This is a genomic window from Kangiella sp., assembly GCF_014762745.1.
In the GTDB taxonomy this organism is placed as follows: domain Bacteria; phylum Pseudomonadota; class Gammaproteobacteria; order Enterobacterales; family Kangiellaceae; genus Kangiella.
Genome location: NZ_JABURJ010000119.1, coordinates 47,114 through 62,987 on the forward strand (window position 1 = coordinate 47,114; position 15,874 = coordinate 62,987).

The window sequence follows — 15,874 nt, forward strand, 5'->3', positions numbered from 1 at the left end:
ATTTGCATTAAACGTTCAGGAGACTCCTTCCTTATGGGTTGTCCTGCCACTATTAAAACAATAGATTAAGATTATCGAATAAAGGTTTATTTTTACCCTTTAAGTCCCTACAATTTGCCCTTAAAAATCATTAATAGACAAGAATTTAGTGGAGAAACCTGATGAGCGAAACTCGCCATATTAAGTGTTTGATTTTAGGTTCTGGCCCTGCCGGATATAGCGCTGCTGTATACGCTGCCCGCGCCAATTTAGAACCTGCCATTATTACCGGATTGCAGCAAGGCGGCCAATTAACCACCACTACTGACGTCGATAACTGGCCAGGCGACCATGAAGGCGTACAGGGTCCTGATCTGATGATCCGCATGCAAAAACATGCCGAACGCTTTGGCACAGAAATGATTTTCGATCATATCCACACCGTTGATCTGAAAAACCGCCCTTTCACGCTAACCGGTGATAGCGGTACTTACACTTGTGATGCTTTGATTATCTGTACCGGTGCTTCTGCTAAGTATCTTGGTCTTCCATCCGAAGAAGCCTTCATGGGCAAAGGTGTTTCAGCCTGTGCGACCTGTGATGGATTTTTCTACCGCCAGCAAAAAGTTGCGGTCGTCGGCGGTGGTAACACAGCTGTTGAAGAAGCGCTGTACCTTTCCAATATCGCCAGCGAAGTACATTTAATTCACCGTCGCGAAGAGTTGCGCTCGGAGAAGATTCTACAGGATAAACTGTTCGAAAAAGCAAAGAATGGCAATGTCGTGCTTCATTGGAACCGCACCCTTGAAGAAGTGGTCGGTGATGACATGGGCGTTACGGGTATTCGAATCAAGAGCACTCAGGATGACTCTATTGAAGAGCTTGAGTTGCAAGGTGTCTTCATTGCAATCGGCCATAAGCCAAACACTGACATCTTTGCAGGTCAGTTGGAAATGAAGGACGGCTATATCATCGTTAAAAGTGGCTTGGCGGGTAATGCTACTGCAACTTCAGTTGAAGGCGTATTCGCTGCTGGTGATGTGTCTGACCATGTTTATCGTCAGGCGATTACTTCTGCCGGTACCGGCTGTATGGCTGCACTGGATGCTGAAAAGTATCTTGATCAGTAATAGTTGAGTTAATCAGCAAAATAAAAAAGGCCGCAAATGCGGCCTTTCTTATTAGTAGTAGTACTTTCTATTAAGCGTACTGTTTCGCTAAAGTCATCCAGGAAGCTTTCTGCTGCTCAAAACGCTTACGAAGCTGCTGATAATTCTCCATCAGAGCTGAATGCTCATAGCTTTCCTTAAGCTTACACTTCTTCGCTTCCAGCCACTGCTTCTGTGCTTCATACACTTCCGCCAAATGCTGTACCAGCTTTTCATATTCATCATGTAGCATCTGCATCACTTCTTCTGCGTTAGGCAAATGAGCAACACGGTCTTTTGCTTTTAACAATAGAGTTTCCGCTTTAGCTTTTTCGATCTTCTCGACCGGCACTTTCTTCAGGTTAGAAGTAATACCCACCCAGCTTAGTGCTTTAATCCACCATTTTGATGGGTCAAAGTGCCACCAGCGAATACCATTTCGATAATCATACTGAAACTTATGGTGATAATTGTGGTAACCTTCACCACCTGTCAACACTGCTAAAACAATATTATCCCGCGCTGAGTTTTCTTCAGTATATGGACGCGAACCCCACATGTGAGCCAGTGAGTTAATGAAGAAGGTTAAATGGTGCGACCAAACCAGACGTAAAACGCCCGCTACCAACATCATTTCCCAGAATATGCCATAAGCCATGCCTAACACAGCAGGTACCAGAATGTTTAAACCGATACTCAGCGGCCAGTAATATTTATGCTGGAGCATGACAATTGGATCACGTTGCAGGTCTTTGCAGCGATCATACTGCTCGTTGTAACGGCCATTATCACGACGCATCAGGAGCCAGCCGATATGTGAATGCCAGAAGCCTAGGCTTGCTGAATAAGGATCTTTTTCGTCATGATCAACGTGTTTATGGTGAATACGGTGATCGGAAGACCAGTGCAAGGCGCTGTTCTGCAATGCTAAACAACCGCCAATCGCCAGGATGACACGCAAAACTGGATGCGCTTCATAAGCTCTGTGCGACCACAAACGGTGGTAGCCCATTGAAATCGAGGTGCTGGAAAATAGCCATAGCCCTATTCCCCAAGCCCAGCTTGAGAAATGGAAGCCATATTGAATGCCATACCAGGGAACCAAAGTAATAGCAGCTAAAAAGCTTAATCCGAAAAAGATGATGTTTGCCCAGATGGGCTGTGCGTGTTTTTGGGTGGAATCTGTCATGAAGTGCCTCTAACTTAAAATTAGCGTACACTTGTACGCTAAATCTTTGGCTAGTATAACCATCGAATATGACAATTGCAATCCAGCGTACACCTGTACTCTTAAGCCATTGTTTTCTATACTGGCAGAAACTACAGAGGAGAACAGCATGGCCGGAGCGCGTGCTTTACAGAAAGAAAAGACCCGTCAGGCCATTATTGATGCGGCTTTAATGCATTTATCCGCCGAACACAGCTTTGCCAGCATGAGCTTACGCGAAGTGGCCCGTGAAGCAGGCATTGCTCCCACTTCTTTCTATCGACATTTCAATGACATGGAAGAACTTGGTCTGACTTTGGTTGATGAATCGGGCCTGACCTTGCGCGAGTTGATGCGCAAAGCCCGTCAGCGTATTGAGAAGAATGGCAGCGTCATCAATACCTCGGTAGAAACCTTTATGGAGTTCGTTGAACGAAACCCGAATATATTCCGCCTGTTGCTACGAGAACGCAGCGGAACCTCGGTGAAATTTCGTGAAGCGGTAGCTCGCGAGATTAATCACTTCAAAGATGAGCTGACCGAATATTTAATGGCAGAGTCAGATTACTCGCACGAATACGCTTATACCCTTGCTGAAGGCCTGGTAACCCTGGTGTTCAATGCCGGTGCGGAAGCTCTGGACTTAAACCCCATTGAGCGAGAAAAGCTCAAGGAAAGAACAATTCTACAACTGCGCTTTATCACGTTTGGCGCAGCAGCAGCCAAAGAAAAAGCCTGACAGATTTCTCCGCCAGGCTTTGTTGTAACTCAATGACTGATTAAGCAAAAAACGCTTTCACCTGCTCTTCGATATAATCCACATCCGCATCACTGATATTTAAATGCATGACCCAGCGCATGGTTTCTGCTGGAATGATGGTAATGCCTTTGCCATTTAAGAATTTGGCTAAGGCCTCAGCGGTATCCATTGTCGTTTTTACAAACAGCATATTGGTTTGTACCAAATCCTGATTGATCGAAAGCTTATCAATGTCCTGTAACCGTTGTGCTAACTGCTTGGCATGGCGATGATCTTCGGCTAAGCGCTTAACGTTATTCTCTAAGGCATAAATGCCAGCTGCCGCCAGAATACCAGCCTGCCGCATGCCGCCGCCTACCATCTTACGCCAGCGTCTTGCCCATTTAATAAGCTCTTTACTGCCACATAAAACTGAACCAACTGGCGCGCCCAGCCCTTTGGATAAACAAATTGAAACTGAGTCTGCATATTGTGTCAGCTCGCTCAGCTCGCACCCCAGCTCAGTAATGGCATTAAAAGCACGCGCTCCATCAAGATGCACCGACAAGTTTTTCGATTTGGCAAACTCATAGGCAGACTTCATATATTCAAGGCTAATGACCTTGCCATTATGCGTATTTTCCAGGCACAGTAACTTACTACGCGCAAAATGATAATCATCCTTTTTAATCACCGCCGCAATCTTGGCAAAATCCAAAGTACCATCAGGCTCAACAGCAATTGGTTGCGGCACCACGCTGCCTAAAACAGGCGCCCCACCCGCTTCATACAGATAGGTATGATATCCTTGGCCAACGATATACTCCTCCCCGCGCTGGCAATGCGCCATTAGCGCCACCAGATTCGACATGGTTCCTGACGGTACAAACAAAGCCGCTTCCTTACCCGCCATCTCCGCCATCATAGCTTCCAAACGGTTCACCGTCGGATCATCATGAAACACATCATCACCCACCGCCGCCGTCGACATAGCACGACGCATCTCCTCAGACGGCACAGTCACCGTATCACTTCGTAAATCAATCATGGGAATATTATGTTTAGTTAAGATTCATTCATTGTAGATAAATAGTTTTTCCAAGCAACAAAAAAGGCGCCCGCAGGCGCCAATCACTCTCAAGTTCAAATCCCAAAGCTAGCCGTTAAGCTACCTCCTGTTTATCCATACGAACGCTGTAATCTCTTTGAGTAAATAGATCCAAGCCACATTCCAGCTTTGAAATCCAGTCTAAAAACTGGCGTACGCTGAGTTCTCCTTTAAAGGGCGAACCGTGCTGCGGCACAATCATGTCTACGTCTAAATCTGCAACCATATTAGCCCACAGGCGACAGGCTTTATTGGCAACCATATAACGCTGGTGAAAACCTTTCATGTATTTTGTGTGCTCTGCAAAATCTTGAACGCCACTGAAGTCATCATCATCAACAATAGAAGCGCCCATGTCACCGGAGAATAAAATCTTGCTAACGGGGTCATAGACCTGAAAATTACCGACTGAGTGCAGAAAGTGGGCAGGGACCGCGTATAACAAATTATCGCCTAAGCGTATCGCTCCACCCTCGTCTTCCAGGCCAATGATCCGTTTTGAAAGCTCCGTTTCATTAACCTGATTATAAAATGATGAGGCAAAGTGTGGTAAAAATCGTTCCCACAATCTGGAGCAGATGACTTTTGCTGGCGTTTGCATCATCCAGCGGCCAATCGAGGCAATAATATCTGGGTCTTGATGTGACGCGATTATGTAGTTTAATTGATGAGTTGGCGACAGCTTTTCAATTTCAAGCTTTAACTTGGCATAAGTCAGGTCGCCACCGGGATCGAGCAAGGCAGTTTTATCGCCATCAATGATCAGGAACTGATTGGCCTGTACTGCTTCACCAGTGACCAGATTATTGAAGGCATAACATTTATGATGCCCGTCGTTATATAACTCAATTGCCTTACTCTTGAACATGATATCAACCCTGTTGCTGCCCGATTTTTTAAGTGGGTTCAATATAATCGAGGGAGGTTTTTGCGGCTTGATCCAGATCAAGCTCATGATAACTAAGGCAATCTTTTGTATGAATTTTGCACGGCGATTAGCGGCTGACGACACTTGGCCAGATATGCTAATCTAACCCAGTTAAATGAAGTATTTTCAGCATGATCATTATCAACCTTGCGAGTCACTATGAGCAAAGTTTCCATTCTTAAACCCAGTGGTCAGTATTCAGACATTCCTTTATATTCCGGCAAGATTTCTGCTGGCTTCCCGGGGGTTGTTGATGAGCACATGGAAGATACACTCAGCCTTGATCAGTTATTGATTCAAAACCCAGCAACGACCTTTTTTGCCAAGGTTGAAGGAGACTCCATGATAGGAGCTGGAATTTTTCAAAATGACGTATTGATTGTTGATCGCTCTTTGACTGCCAAGGATAAAGATGTGGTCGTGGCCATGCTGGATAATGAATTTACAGTAAAACGACTGCGGACCAGCGGACCTTTGCGTCTGCAAGCTGAAAACCCAGCTTATAAAGACATTCCCATCACTGGCGAAAGTGAGCTGGTGATCTGGGGCGTGGTCACAGGCTTGGCGAGGAGCTTGCGCTAATGGATAAACCTCAGGCGACTTACGCGTTATGCGACGTTAACAGCTTCTATGTATCCTGCGAGCGCATGTTCCGGCCTGACCTCTATGGCAAACCAGTTATTGTTCTTAGTAATAATGATGGCTGTATCATAGCTTTGTCCGATGAAGCCAAAGCACTCGGCATTCCCATGGCATCACCCTACCACGAAGCACGCTCCATTATTCAGAAACACAAAGTCACCTGCTTTTCTTCCAACTACGGCCTATACGGCGATATCTCCAAACGCTTCAACTGGTTACTGGAACAACATTGTGATCAGGTTGCTTCCTATTCGGTTGATGAGTCATTCATGCGCTTTGAGGGTTTTGATGATGAATTAACACAGCGGGCACAAGTCATACGCTCGGAACTGTGGCGCTGCTTATCATTGCCAGTATGTATTGGCCTGGGCCCGACCAAAACACTGGCCAAGGTCGCTAACCATTTTGCCAAGAAACATAAAACCACAACGCACGGCGTCGTAGACTTGTCCATTCCCAAAGTTCGAGAATGGGCATTAAAACAAATTGCCGTTCCTAAAATTTGGGGCATTGGCAGGCAGTTATCGAAAAAGCTAATCTTGCAGGGAATCCACACCGCCTGGGACTTGCATAATGCTGACTATAAAACATTACAGCGACTGTTTTCAGTTAATATGGAACGCACCATTTTAGAATTACGCGGTCAGCCCTGTCTGAAATTTTCCGAGCTACCCGAACCTAAAAAGTCGATTTTGAATTCACGTTCTTTTGGCAAACCACTCAACACCTATTCTGATTTGAAAGAAGCTATAGCACACCACACCAGCCGTTGCTGCGAAAAACTACGCAACCAATCGTCACTGGCTTCATCCATCACCGTATTTCTTTACGGGCAACGCAAAGAACAGGTTTACCACAATCGACCAAGCGTCACTCTTCAGCTGCCTGAGCCAACAGACGATACCAGCATTTTTCTGCAAGCCGTTGAGCAAGGATTAAGACATATTGTGAAAACAGGTGAGTCTTATAAAAAAGCTGGAGTTATGCTTAATGGCATTGTCGATAGCCATGGCTACCAACCCGATATTTTTGAAGCCGTACCGCAACGACCAGAGCTAATGCAAAGCCTCGACAAGATTAATCGACGCTATGGACAGGATACGGTTAAGTTCGGCAGTCTGGGCTTTGCTAAGAACTGGGCCATGCGCGCCAATTCCTGTTCCCCCCACTACACCTCACGCTGGCAGGATATATTAAAAGTCAGTTAACCTACTTATTGCAGTCATAAAAAAGGCGCCGATTGGCGCCTTTCGTTTACTTGAGGTGAGATAATTAAATCAGCTCTAAAGCAGTGTTCAAAGTTGCGCTTGGGCGCATAGCTTTAAAACCAAGATTATCATCAGGCTTATAATAACCACCAATATCCATTGGCTGACCTTGAACCTCATTAAGCTCATTTACGATTTTAGCTTCGTTGTTGGTCAAAGCTTCAGCTAATTTACTGAAACGCTCTTTTAATTCAGCATCACCATCTTGAGCAGCCAGCTCTTGGGCCCAGTACATTGCCAGATAGAAGTGGCTGCCGCGGTTATCAAGCTCTTTTACCTTACGCGATGGCGACTTCCCATTATCAAGGAACTTGCCAGTAGCACGGTCAAGAGTATCGGCCAGTACCTGAGCTTTCTTGTTGTTGGTAGTTTGAGCCATATGTTCAAAAGAAACTGCCAAAGCCAGGAACTCACCCAACGAATCCCAACGTAAGTGGTTTTCTTCCATAAACTGCTGAACATGCTTAGGAGCAGAACCACCAGCACCGGTTTCGAACAAACCACCGCCATTCATTAATGGAACAATTGAAAGCATTTTGGCACTGGTACCTAGCTCAAGAATTGGGAACAGGTCAGTCAGGTAGTCACGCAATACGTTACCAGTAACAGAAATCGTGTCTTTACCGTCTTTCATTCGCTGAAGCGTAAACTTAGTTGCTTCAACCGGTGACATGATATGAATTTCAAGACCGCTGGTGTCATGATCTTTCAGGTAAGTTTCAACCTTCTTGATCAACTGAGCATCATGGGCACGGTTTTTATCTAACCAGAACACAGCAGGCATACCGCTTAAGCGCGAACGAGTAACGGCCAACTTAACCCAGTCGCGAATAGGAGCATCTTTAACCTGACACATACGCCAGATATCCCCCTCCTCTACTGCGTGCTCAAGGATCACGTTACCATCTTTATCGGTAACACGGACATGGCCATTGCCTGTCATTTCGAAAGTTTTATCGTGTGAACCGTACTCTTCAGCTTTTTGCGCCATCAAACCAACGTTTGGCACAGTACCCATGGTGCGCGGGTCAAAAGCACCATGTTCTTTACAGAAATCAATAGTGGCGCTGTAAACACCTGAATAGCTGCTATCTGGAATAACGGCCTTAGTGTCTTTAGGTTTACCGTCAGGCCCCCACATTTGGCCTGAGTTACGAATCATTGCCGGCATTGAAGCGTCAATGATCACATCACTTGGAACATGTAAATTAGTGATACCTTTATCAGAGTTAACCATTGCCAACTCAGGATTTTTAGCATAAACCGCTTCGATATCGGCTTTAATTTCATCACGCTTTTCAGCAGGTAGCGATTCAATTGCAGATAGCACGTTGCCAAAACCATTATTAGGGTTAGCGCCAACCTCGGCCAATGCATCAGCATGTTTTTCAAACACGTCTTTGAAGAAGACCTTAACACCATGGCCAAAAATAATCGGATCAGAAACCTTCATCATTGTCGCTTTCATGTGCAATGAGAACAACACATCTTGCTTCTTGGCATCTTCAACCTGCTCTTCGAGAAACTTAACTAGAGCATTTTTATTCAAGACGGTGGCATCAATCACTTCGCCAGCCAATAGAGGGGTGGACTCTTTCAATACCTGTACTGAGCCATCATTACCAACGAACTCAATTTTCACGTCGTTTTCAGAATCAACCGTTACTGACTTTTCATTCGAGAAGAAGTCACCAGACTGCATACTGGCAACGTGTGATTTAGATTCTTTAGACCATTCACCCATTGAGTGAGGGTTCTTTTTTGCGTAATTTTTAACCGCGTTTGGCGCGCGACGGTCAGAATTACCCTCGCGCAATACTGGGTTTACCGCACTACCCTTAATTTTGTCATAACGGTTGCGGATATCTTTTTCTTCATCATTCGATGGGTTGTCCGGATAATCTGGAAGTGCGTAACCCTTCTCTTGTAATTCTTTAATGGTGGCTTTCAACTGAGGAATTGACGCACTGATATTAGGAAGCTTAATGATATTTGCTTCGGGCTTTTTCACTAGCTCGCCTAATTGAGCTAAGGCATCAGGAATGCGCTGTTCTTCTTTAAGATATTCAGGGAAACTGGCTATCACACGCCCCGCCAGGGAAATGTCACTGGTTTCTACTTCGATACCAGCGGCTTTCGCAAATGCCTCAACAATCGGTAGCAATGAGTAAGTTGCTAATGCTGGGGCCTCATCAGTTTTTGTATAAATGATCTTTGAACTTGTCATGATGCATCCTAATTTATGTGCTGCGGTTCAAGAGCTAGCACGTGATGAATGGAAGTCCTGAGTGTTAAAAATTGAACACCCTAACTGTTGGTGGCGCAAATTATACGCGAAAATTTCATTGCCTGCATGTAGTGTGGGCAAACTTAACATTCAATTACTGATATTGGTCAATAGAATGGTTACAATCGCTTGAGACTCAAGTGCAACTTATTAGCAGCCCCAACACTCTGCACAAAATTCAATCAACCCAAACTCACATTATGAGCAAACTGGTACTTTTCAACAAACCGTTCAATACGCTGTGCCAATTCACCGGTGAAACAGGCGACGATACACTGGCCAACTATGTGGATATTCCCAATGTCTACCCCGCTGGCAGGCTCGATAAGGATTCCGAGGGCTTAATGCTACTGACCGACGATGGACAGCTACAGAACCAGATTGCCAGCCCTAAACACAAAATGGAGAAAACCTACTGGGTACAGGTTGAGGGTGACCCGGAAGATGGTGACCTTGAACCATTAAGACAGGGAGTGCAAATACAAAACTACCGAGCCAGACCAGCAAAAGTGCGGTTACTGGAGACGCCTGATGTCTGGCCAAGAAACCCACCCATCCGAGAGCGTAAAAACATTCCGACGTCATGGCTGGAGATCATCATCAGTGAAGGCAAGAACCGACAAGTGCGCCGAATGACAGCGGCAATCGGTTATCCAACTTTGCGCCTGATTCGAACCCAGATTGGCCCCTGGAAGCTGGGTGAGCTGGAAGTTGGTCACTACTCAGTTCAGGAAGTAGCGACAGCTGAACCCAGATCCAGTCGCGCGAGCAAGCGCCCCCAATCAAAAAGGTTTAGCCCACGCCATAAATAAGCTAAAATACGCACTCATTTCAATCCTGTATTTAATAGGCTTGCATGCTACCCGTACATGTCACCGTTGCAGCAGTAATCGAACATAACAACCGCTTTCTGATGGTCGAAGAGCGCACTTCTCAGGGTGAGATTGTCTTTAACCAGCCTGCAGGACACCTGGAGTCGGATGAGACCCTGGTTGAAGCGGTTATTCGAGAAGTTAAAGAAGAAACTGGCTTAATATTCAGGCCAACGGAGCTGGTGGGCACCTATACCCTGAATCCTGCGTCGAATAACCAATACTATCAACGCTTCTGCTTTACCGGCACTTTTGAGCAACCTTTTCAGTTGTCCCCAGAGGATAGTGATATCATCGCCGCCCACTGGATGACAATAGATGAAATTTTAGACATAGTGCCGCAGCACAGAACTGGACTGATAGTGCAATGCCTAAAGGATTATTTAAAAGGTCAACGCTATGCGCTTGACTCACTCTTATGCAGTCAGGATGAATTGTCACTACAAAGAGAAGGCATCAACTTTTTAAAACAGATAGTAACCAAGTAACTTTAGAATGACTGAAAAAGTACCCGAAAATACTCACGTTATCGTTGGCATGTCCGGCGGTGTTGACTCTTCCGTTTCCGCTTACCTCCTCAAAGAACAGGGCTATCAAGTAGAAGGTCTGTTTATGAAAAACTGGGAGGAAGATGATACCGATGAATATTGCTCAGCAGCTGAGGATTTAGCCGATGCCCAGGCGGTGTGCGACAAACTTGGCATCAAGTTACGAACGGTCAACTTTGCCGCAGAATATTGGGATCGGGTTTTCGAATACTTCCTTGAGGAATACAAAGCTGGGCGTACTCCCAATCCCGATATCATGTGTAATAAAGAAATTAAATTTAAAGCATTTCTGGATTACGCGCAGTTGCTGGGTGCTGATTATATCGCAACTGGGCATTATGTTCGTCGCGGTGAAGCTGATAGCAAAGCGACATTATTAAGAGGACTTGATCGCAACAAAGATCAGTCTTACTTTCTGTATGCAGTTAGCCATGACAAGATTGCTAAAACATTATTTCCGGTTGGCGAAATAGAAAAGCCCGAAGTTAGAAAAATTGCAGAAGAACAAGGGTTGGTCACCGCTAAGAAAAAAGACAGTACCGGAATCTGCTTCATCGGTGAACGGAAATTCACTGACTTTTTACAGCAGTATCTGCCAGCTCAACCCGGTAATATCGAAACCCCGGAAGGAGAAGTCATTGGCAAGCACAATGGACTCATGTATCACACACTTGGCCAAAGAAAAGGCTTAGGTATCGGTGGTAGACAGGATGCATCAGAAGAACCCTGGTTTACTCTGGACAAAGATCTTGAGCGCAACGTATTAATTGTTGGACAGGGACATGAACATCCATTATTAATGAGTCACAGTCTGGTCGCTGACAAACTGGACTGGGTTGCTGGTGAAGCTCCGTCCGATAATTTCAGATGTACAGCAAAAACTCGCTACCGCCAGGATGATGTTGCCTGTACAGTGAAGCGCTTGAATGACTCTAACTGGCTGGTAGAATTTGACGACAAACAAAGGGCTGTAACCCCAGGACAATCAGTAGTCTTCTATCAGGATGACGTCTGCCTGGGCGGTGGGATAATCAAAGAAATAAGACGATAATATGAACCAAACCAACTATCCGAATATTGTTTTAGCTCTGGCAGGAATTTGTCAGGCATTAGAATGTGTGCGCACTATTGCCAGAACAGGCGAAGCAGATCCGACTGATGTAGAGATCATGCTTGAAAGTGTTTTAAAAACTGAAGCTGAAAAAGCTGAGGATATTTATAAAAATCATAAGTACTTACATACGGGGTTTAAAGTACTGGTAGAGCAATTGTCAGGCAGTAAAACTGACGCAGATTTTGGCCGGTATTTAGTGGGTGTGTTGAATCTGGCCAAGCGCTTTTTGTCGGACACTAAAATGAAGGAAGTCATGGCATCAAGAGTCAAACAGGCTAACCGTCTGCATGAATATCATGAAGGGATAAACCATGATTTGATTGAACAGTTAGCGAATATCTACAAGGATACGATCTCTACCTACTCCGCAAAAATCCAGGTCACAGGCAATGGTCGCTACCTTGAACAAGCAGCCAACCAGGCAAAAATACGTGCCCTATTATTGGCAGCGATTCGCAGCGCAGTGCTCTGGGAGCAAGTTGGTGGGAAAAAACGCCAGTTTCTTTTTAGTAAAAACAAAATCCTAGAAACAGCGAAAGCCTACTTAGCATAAGTAGGCTTTTTTAACTAACTAATATATTCCACTTTAGGGTCGACACTTGGACTCTGAAACTTTCCAGACCACCGGCTCCCAATAAGACTCGTTGACCAGTTGCAGTCTTTTTTCTGGCTCAAACTGTGCAGCGATATGGTAAGTTTTATTTGGCTCTATCAGTAAGTCCAATGATTTTGCTTTCTCAATACCTGACTTTCTTCGAGGTAACATCTGCTCAGGAATATATTCGTGTACCTTCAAGGTGTGCTGCCCTGCTGGCAATTTAATGGTTTCTCTTAGATGAAAACCACTCTCACCATCAACCTCAAATACCTTTGCCGGATACTGATATTTAGTCCCAGGAGGGGTGAAGAATACAGACACATATCCACAACCACTTAATTCAGTTGCTGATTGACTGGGTTCGGAGGAAGAAACCTGCAAACTCCAGGCTGGGATAGTTTTACTTTTCGCCACAGTTTCTAATAATAGGCTATCTTCGTTACCGCCTCTTTGAACATCAGCCTGAATAACGCTTCCGGAGTTAAGAGTCACATTATTAGGAAAGTCATTGATAACTTTGCCATCCACGCGCATTGATTGAATTCTGTCCCCTACTCTCAAGCCTAGCGCATCCGCATTAGAATTGGGGCTAACAGACAAAACAGTTTTTGATTCCGGGTCCATAACTAACCCCATTTCTACAAAGCTATATTCAGGTTGGCTCAATGTAATGGTCAACGGTACAGACTCTCCAGCCTGTTTTTGTTCCAGTCTGTGTATTTCCGCTAAAGTATTACCAATTTCACGTTTTAGACTTTCAACTAAAACTTGTGCTTCAGCAGACTGTAGTTCGTTAGCCTGGGCAGAAAAGCCAAGCAGAGTGCTAACAAAGAACGCCACTAGTGTCGATTTTGACATGATTGCGAATCTCCTATATCTGCGTTGCATTAAGGTTATCAGCACTGGCCATAAGAACAGTTAGCTGTGATAGAGTTTGATTTCGTTGATGCCAAAGCTGCAACTTTTGTTGCTCACTATCCCGCTGACTGTAGGCTTCGGCTAATTTGGTATTTATTGATGAAAGTTCCATTTCTAAGCGAAATTTTTGTATATAAACATATTCACTAATAGATTTGGTTTTTAATTGCTCAAATTTTGCATCTAACTGCTTGGATTGCTCAATCGCTGATACCAACAGTTTCTCGGAATGAGAAATTTCATTATTGGGTAAAAACTTCCATGACAAAAAGACAATGAGCAAACTGGCAGCTATTGCTGAGAGCCACGGGTAAACTTTTCTTTGGTTTACCTTAGCAGCATTAACCTGGTAATCACTAAAAGCATCAAGCAAGGTTTGCTCTACCTTTTTATCAGTCTCAGAAGGAATAGACAGCGGCTCTGCACTATGCCACTTATGCTGGAATTGTTTGTCAATTGAGTGCTCATTCATATGGACTTACCTTGTTACCACTGTAACGTTCTAATTCAGCTAACTGCGATAGCTTCTTTAATGCTCTACTATAAATTTGTTTGGAGTTACTCTCACTGATATCAAGTTGCGAGGCAATTTCCTGGTGGGTGTACTCTTCAATGGCTGATAGGATCAAAACTGTACGCTCTCGTTCGTTAAGCTTTTGTAAAAGTGCATCCAGATCATATTCATAAAGTGAGTCTTTATCTCCCGCAAAGGTATCATCAGCAAAGTGATCATCTTCAGAGCCAAGTGCTTCACGACTGTTGGCTCTAATATAATCAATTACACAATTGTAGGTAATACGCTTCAGCCAGGAGCCAAACTTGGAATGGTCTTTAACGTCATCAAGACGAGTCATCACTTTTAAAAATACCTGCTGTAATATATCTGATGCACTATCCCGATTTTGCAACATTCGATAAGCCAAGCTGAAAACAGCTTGCTTATAAGTAGTATAAATCTGACTATAAGCAAACTTATCGCCCGCTGCGGCTTTTTTTATGACCTGTTTTGAGCAAGGTGATGCGAATGACACAAAATGTAATCCTTCATTAAGATAGTACTTAGACGGTATAACAGGCTTAAAAGTGACAGAGAATGCTTTAGTATGGCATGAATATATAGGCAGCAAGGAATAATTTTTTTGCAGATAAGAAAAAGGCCACACAAGTGGCCTCTATTAACTAACACATTGAGTATAGAAAGTACCTTCAGGCTCATCCCACCAACTAGTAGATTGACCACTTCCGATAGTTTGTTCACTGATAACTCTTTTCCTACTATCCAACAGCCTGCATTTCCTTGTGAAGCTGGCATTGTTTTCAATTCGAACTTTCCAGTTTCCGCTTGATAGCAAACTGTAAACCGAATAACGAGTTTCACTGTACCTGTTTTGTAGCTTTTCAGCCCTATCCCAATATTTGCAGGTCGCCTGTAAATAACCATTACCCATCTGGGCAATAAATTTCTCATCAACCGTTTGTCTCGGCCCCGCATACACACTGTTAACAGGCCTACCGTCTAAAGTATGAGAACACTTTATCGTGTATTCAGAGTTATTCGTTAGAGTTCCCAACCATTGATTACAATAGCCACCAAACTCATAAGTGTAGCCGTCACCATAAATCGTTTGGTAATCCGCCTCGTATCGACAAGTTCTTTGCCCCCCCATTCCGGCATTAAATTCATCAAGAGAACGAAGGAATAGATCCCCACAACCAGTAATTAATAAAGCAGAAACTAGAATTAGCACACATTTAAACATTTTTTGTATCCCCAACTTAATGACTCCCCAAGCAAATATTAATGTGAAGTCCATCACAATTCAAGTTGTGATAGACGAGAATAGAAGCAACCAGCAAAAAGGGATATTAAATCTAAAAACAAAAATAATTGTTCCTAGTTGGTAAATAAGCACAATGTTTCACTTAATTTTAGGCAATAAAAATAGCCCTAGCATTGCTGCTAGGGCTATTTCATTATAAGCGCTCGCGTGCCCCAGGGGGTATGGCGATGATACCTAAAGGTACTCCCTTCGGTTGCCTACTCTACTCGTATCATCCTTGATACTCGCCTCTTCGAGGCCGCCCTTCGGGCGTTCATTAGTTTGTTGGAACAAACTAAAACTGCTTTAGCAGGCTTGCGTAAGCAAGTGGATTACAGGGAAGTAATCCATCAATTTGCTCCAAGCAAATTTGTCACACGACCACCAGGGATGGTGGAAGTGCCAGAAACGCAGGGAGCAGTTTCTGGTCGACAGGATGAACTTCCGTATACTCACTTTCTTGCAGGCAATAAAAAACCCCGACCTTTCGGACGGGGTTTTGATTAAGCGCTCGCGTGCCCTAGGGGTATGGCGATGATACCTAAAGGTATTCCCTCCCGCCTTGTAAAGCAAGGCTGTCGGTCGCCTACGACCACCAAGGATGGTGGAAGTACCAGAAAAGCAAGGAGCAGTTTCTGGTCAGGGAGCAAGCTTAAGGATGAGCGATTATCTTCAATGCTGTAGTTCTCATCAGCTAC

At 44.4% G+C, this 15,874-nt stretch carries 16 protein-coding genes; 8 read left to right on the forward strand and 8 right to left on the reverse strand.

Features of this window, described 5'->3' with window-relative positions:
• Positions 1 to 161: 161 nt before the first annotated feature.
• Positions 162 to 1,109 carry a thioredoxin-disulfide reductase gene (gene trxB, locus HUJ19_RS10330; RefSeq protein WP_290624113.1) on the forward strand — a complete coding sequence of 316 codons (948 nt, stop codon included), beginning with the start codon at positions 162 to 164 and terminating at the stop codon, positions 1,107 to 1,109.
• Positions 1,110 to 1,179: 70 nt separating this feature from the next.
• Here the strand turns inward: trxB and HUJ19_RS10335 are convergent, their stop codons facing one another.
• A complete protein-coding gene (locus HUJ19_RS10335) occupies positions 1,180 to 2,316 on the reverse strand; it encodes a fatty acid desaturase (RefSeq protein ID WP_290624115.1) in 1,137 nt (378 codons plus the stop codon).
• A gap of 148 nt (positions 2,317 to 2,464) precedes the next feature.
• Between HUJ19_RS10335 and fabR the strand changes: the two genes are divergently transcribed.
• Entirely contained in the window at positions 2,465 to 3,073 is a 609-nt protein-coding gene (fabR, locus tag HUJ19_RS10340) for an HTH-type transcriptional repressor FabR (protein WP_290624117.1), read from the forward strand.
• A gap of 40 nt (positions 3,074 to 3,113) precedes the next feature.
• Here the strand turns inward: fabR and ltaE are convergent, their stop codons facing one another.
• Positions 3,114 to 4,121, reverse strand: coding sequence for a low-specificity L-threonine aldolase (gene ltaE / locus HUJ19_RS10345; RefSeq protein WP_290624119.1), 1,008 nt, complete (start codon positions 4,119 to 4,121; stop codon positions 3,114 to 3,116).
• Positions 4,122 to 4,236: 115 nt separating this feature from the next.
• Positions 4,237 to 5,049, reverse strand: a complete 813-nt coding sequence (locus HUJ19_RS10350; protein WP_290624121.1) for an MBL fold metallo-hydrolase — start codon at positions 5,047 to 5,049, stop codon at positions 4,237 to 4,239.
• Positions 5,050 to 5,268: 219 nt separating this feature from the next.
• On the opposite strand from HUJ19_RS10350, the gene HUJ19_RS10355 reads away from it, so the two are divergent.
• Entirely contained in the window at positions 5,269 to 5,691 is a 423-nt protein-coding gene (locus HUJ19_RS10355) for a translesion error-prone DNA polymerase V autoproteolytic subunit (protein WP_290624123.1), read from the forward strand.
• Positions 5,691 to 6,959, forward strand: a complete 1,269-nt coding sequence (locus HUJ19_RS10360) for a Y-family DNA polymerase (RefSeq protein ID WP_290624125.1) — start codon at positions 5,691 to 5,693, stop codon at positions 6,957 to 6,959. The genes HUJ19_RS10355 and HUJ19_RS10360 overlap by 1 nt, the downstream gene beginning before the upstream one ends.
• A gap of 64 nt (positions 6,960 to 7,023) precedes the next feature.
• Here HUJ19_RS10360 and HUJ19_RS10365 read toward each other — a convergent pair whose 3' ends face one another.
• Positions 7,024 to 9,246, reverse strand: a complete 2,223-nt coding sequence (locus tag HUJ19_RS10365) for an NADP-dependent isocitrate dehydrogenase (RefSeq protein WP_290624127.1) — start codon at positions 9,244 to 9,246, stop codon at positions 7,024 to 7,026.
• A gap of 260 nt (positions 9,247 to 9,506) precedes the next feature.
• Here HUJ19_RS10365 and HUJ19_RS10370 point away from each other — a divergent pair, with 260 nt between their 5' ends.
• The 4 genes from HUJ19_RS10370 to hflD are packed head-to-tail and all read left to right on the forward strand — an operon-like array spanning position 9,507 to position 12,393.
• Positions 9,507 to 10,118, forward strand: coding sequence for a pseudouridine synthase (locus tag HUJ19_RS10370; protein WP_290624128.1), 612 nt, complete (start codon positions 9,507 to 9,509; stop codon positions 10,116 to 10,118).
• 44 nt (positions 10,119 to 10,162) lie between these two features.
• Positions 10,163 to 10,666 (forward strand): NUDIX hydrolase, encoded by a 504-nt coding sequence (locus HUJ19_RS10375; protein ID WP_290624129.1) that lies wholly within the window; start codon positions 10,163 to 10,165, stop codon positions 10,664 to 10,666.
• Positions 10,667 to 10,673: 7 nt separating this feature from the next.
• Positions 10,674 to 11,777, forward strand: a complete 1,104-nt coding sequence (gene mnmA, locus HUJ19_RS10380; protein ID WP_290624130.1) for a tRNA 2-thiouridine(34) synthase MnmA — start codon at positions 10,674 to 10,676, stop codon at positions 11,775 to 11,777.
• 1 nt (position 11,778) lies between these two features.
• Entirely contained in the window at positions 11,779 to 12,393 is a 615-nt protein-coding gene (gene hflD, locus HUJ19_RS10385) for a high frequency lysogenization protein HflD (RefSeq protein WP_290624131.1), read from the forward strand.
• Positions 12,394 to 12,426: 33 nt separating this feature from the next.
• Here the strand turns inward: hflD and HUJ19_RS10390 are convergent, their stop codons facing one another.
• The 4 genes from HUJ19_RS10390 to HUJ19_RS10405 form a co-directional block, all read right to left on the reverse strand.
• Entirely contained in the window at positions 12,427 to 13,296 is an 870-nt protein-coding gene (locus HUJ19_RS10390; RefSeq protein ID WP_290624132.1) for a PDZ domain-containing protein, read from the reverse strand.
• Positions 13,297 to 13,309: 13 nt separating this feature from the next.
• Positions 13,310 to 13,828 (reverse strand): hypothetical protein, encoded by a 519-nt coding sequence (locus HUJ19_RS10395; RefSeq protein WP_290624133.1) that lies wholly within the window; start codon positions 13,826 to 13,828, stop codon positions 13,310 to 13,312.
• Positions 13,821 to 14,387 (reverse strand): sigma-70 family RNA polymerase sigma factor, encoded by a 567-nt coding sequence (locus HUJ19_RS10400; protein ID WP_290624134.1) that lies wholly within the window; start codon positions 14,385 to 14,387, stop codon positions 13,821 to 13,823. Before HUJ19_RS10400 ends, HUJ19_RS10395 begins: the two co-directional genes overlap by 8 nt.
• Positions 14,388 to 14,531: 144 nt before the next feature.
• Positions 14,532 to 15,170 (reverse strand): hypothetical protein, encoded by a 639-nt coding sequence (locus HUJ19_RS10405; protein ID WP_290624135.1) that lies wholly within the window; start codon positions 15,168 to 15,170, stop codon positions 14,532 to 14,534.
• Between the last annotated feature and the right edge of the window lie 704 nt (positions 15,171 to 15,874).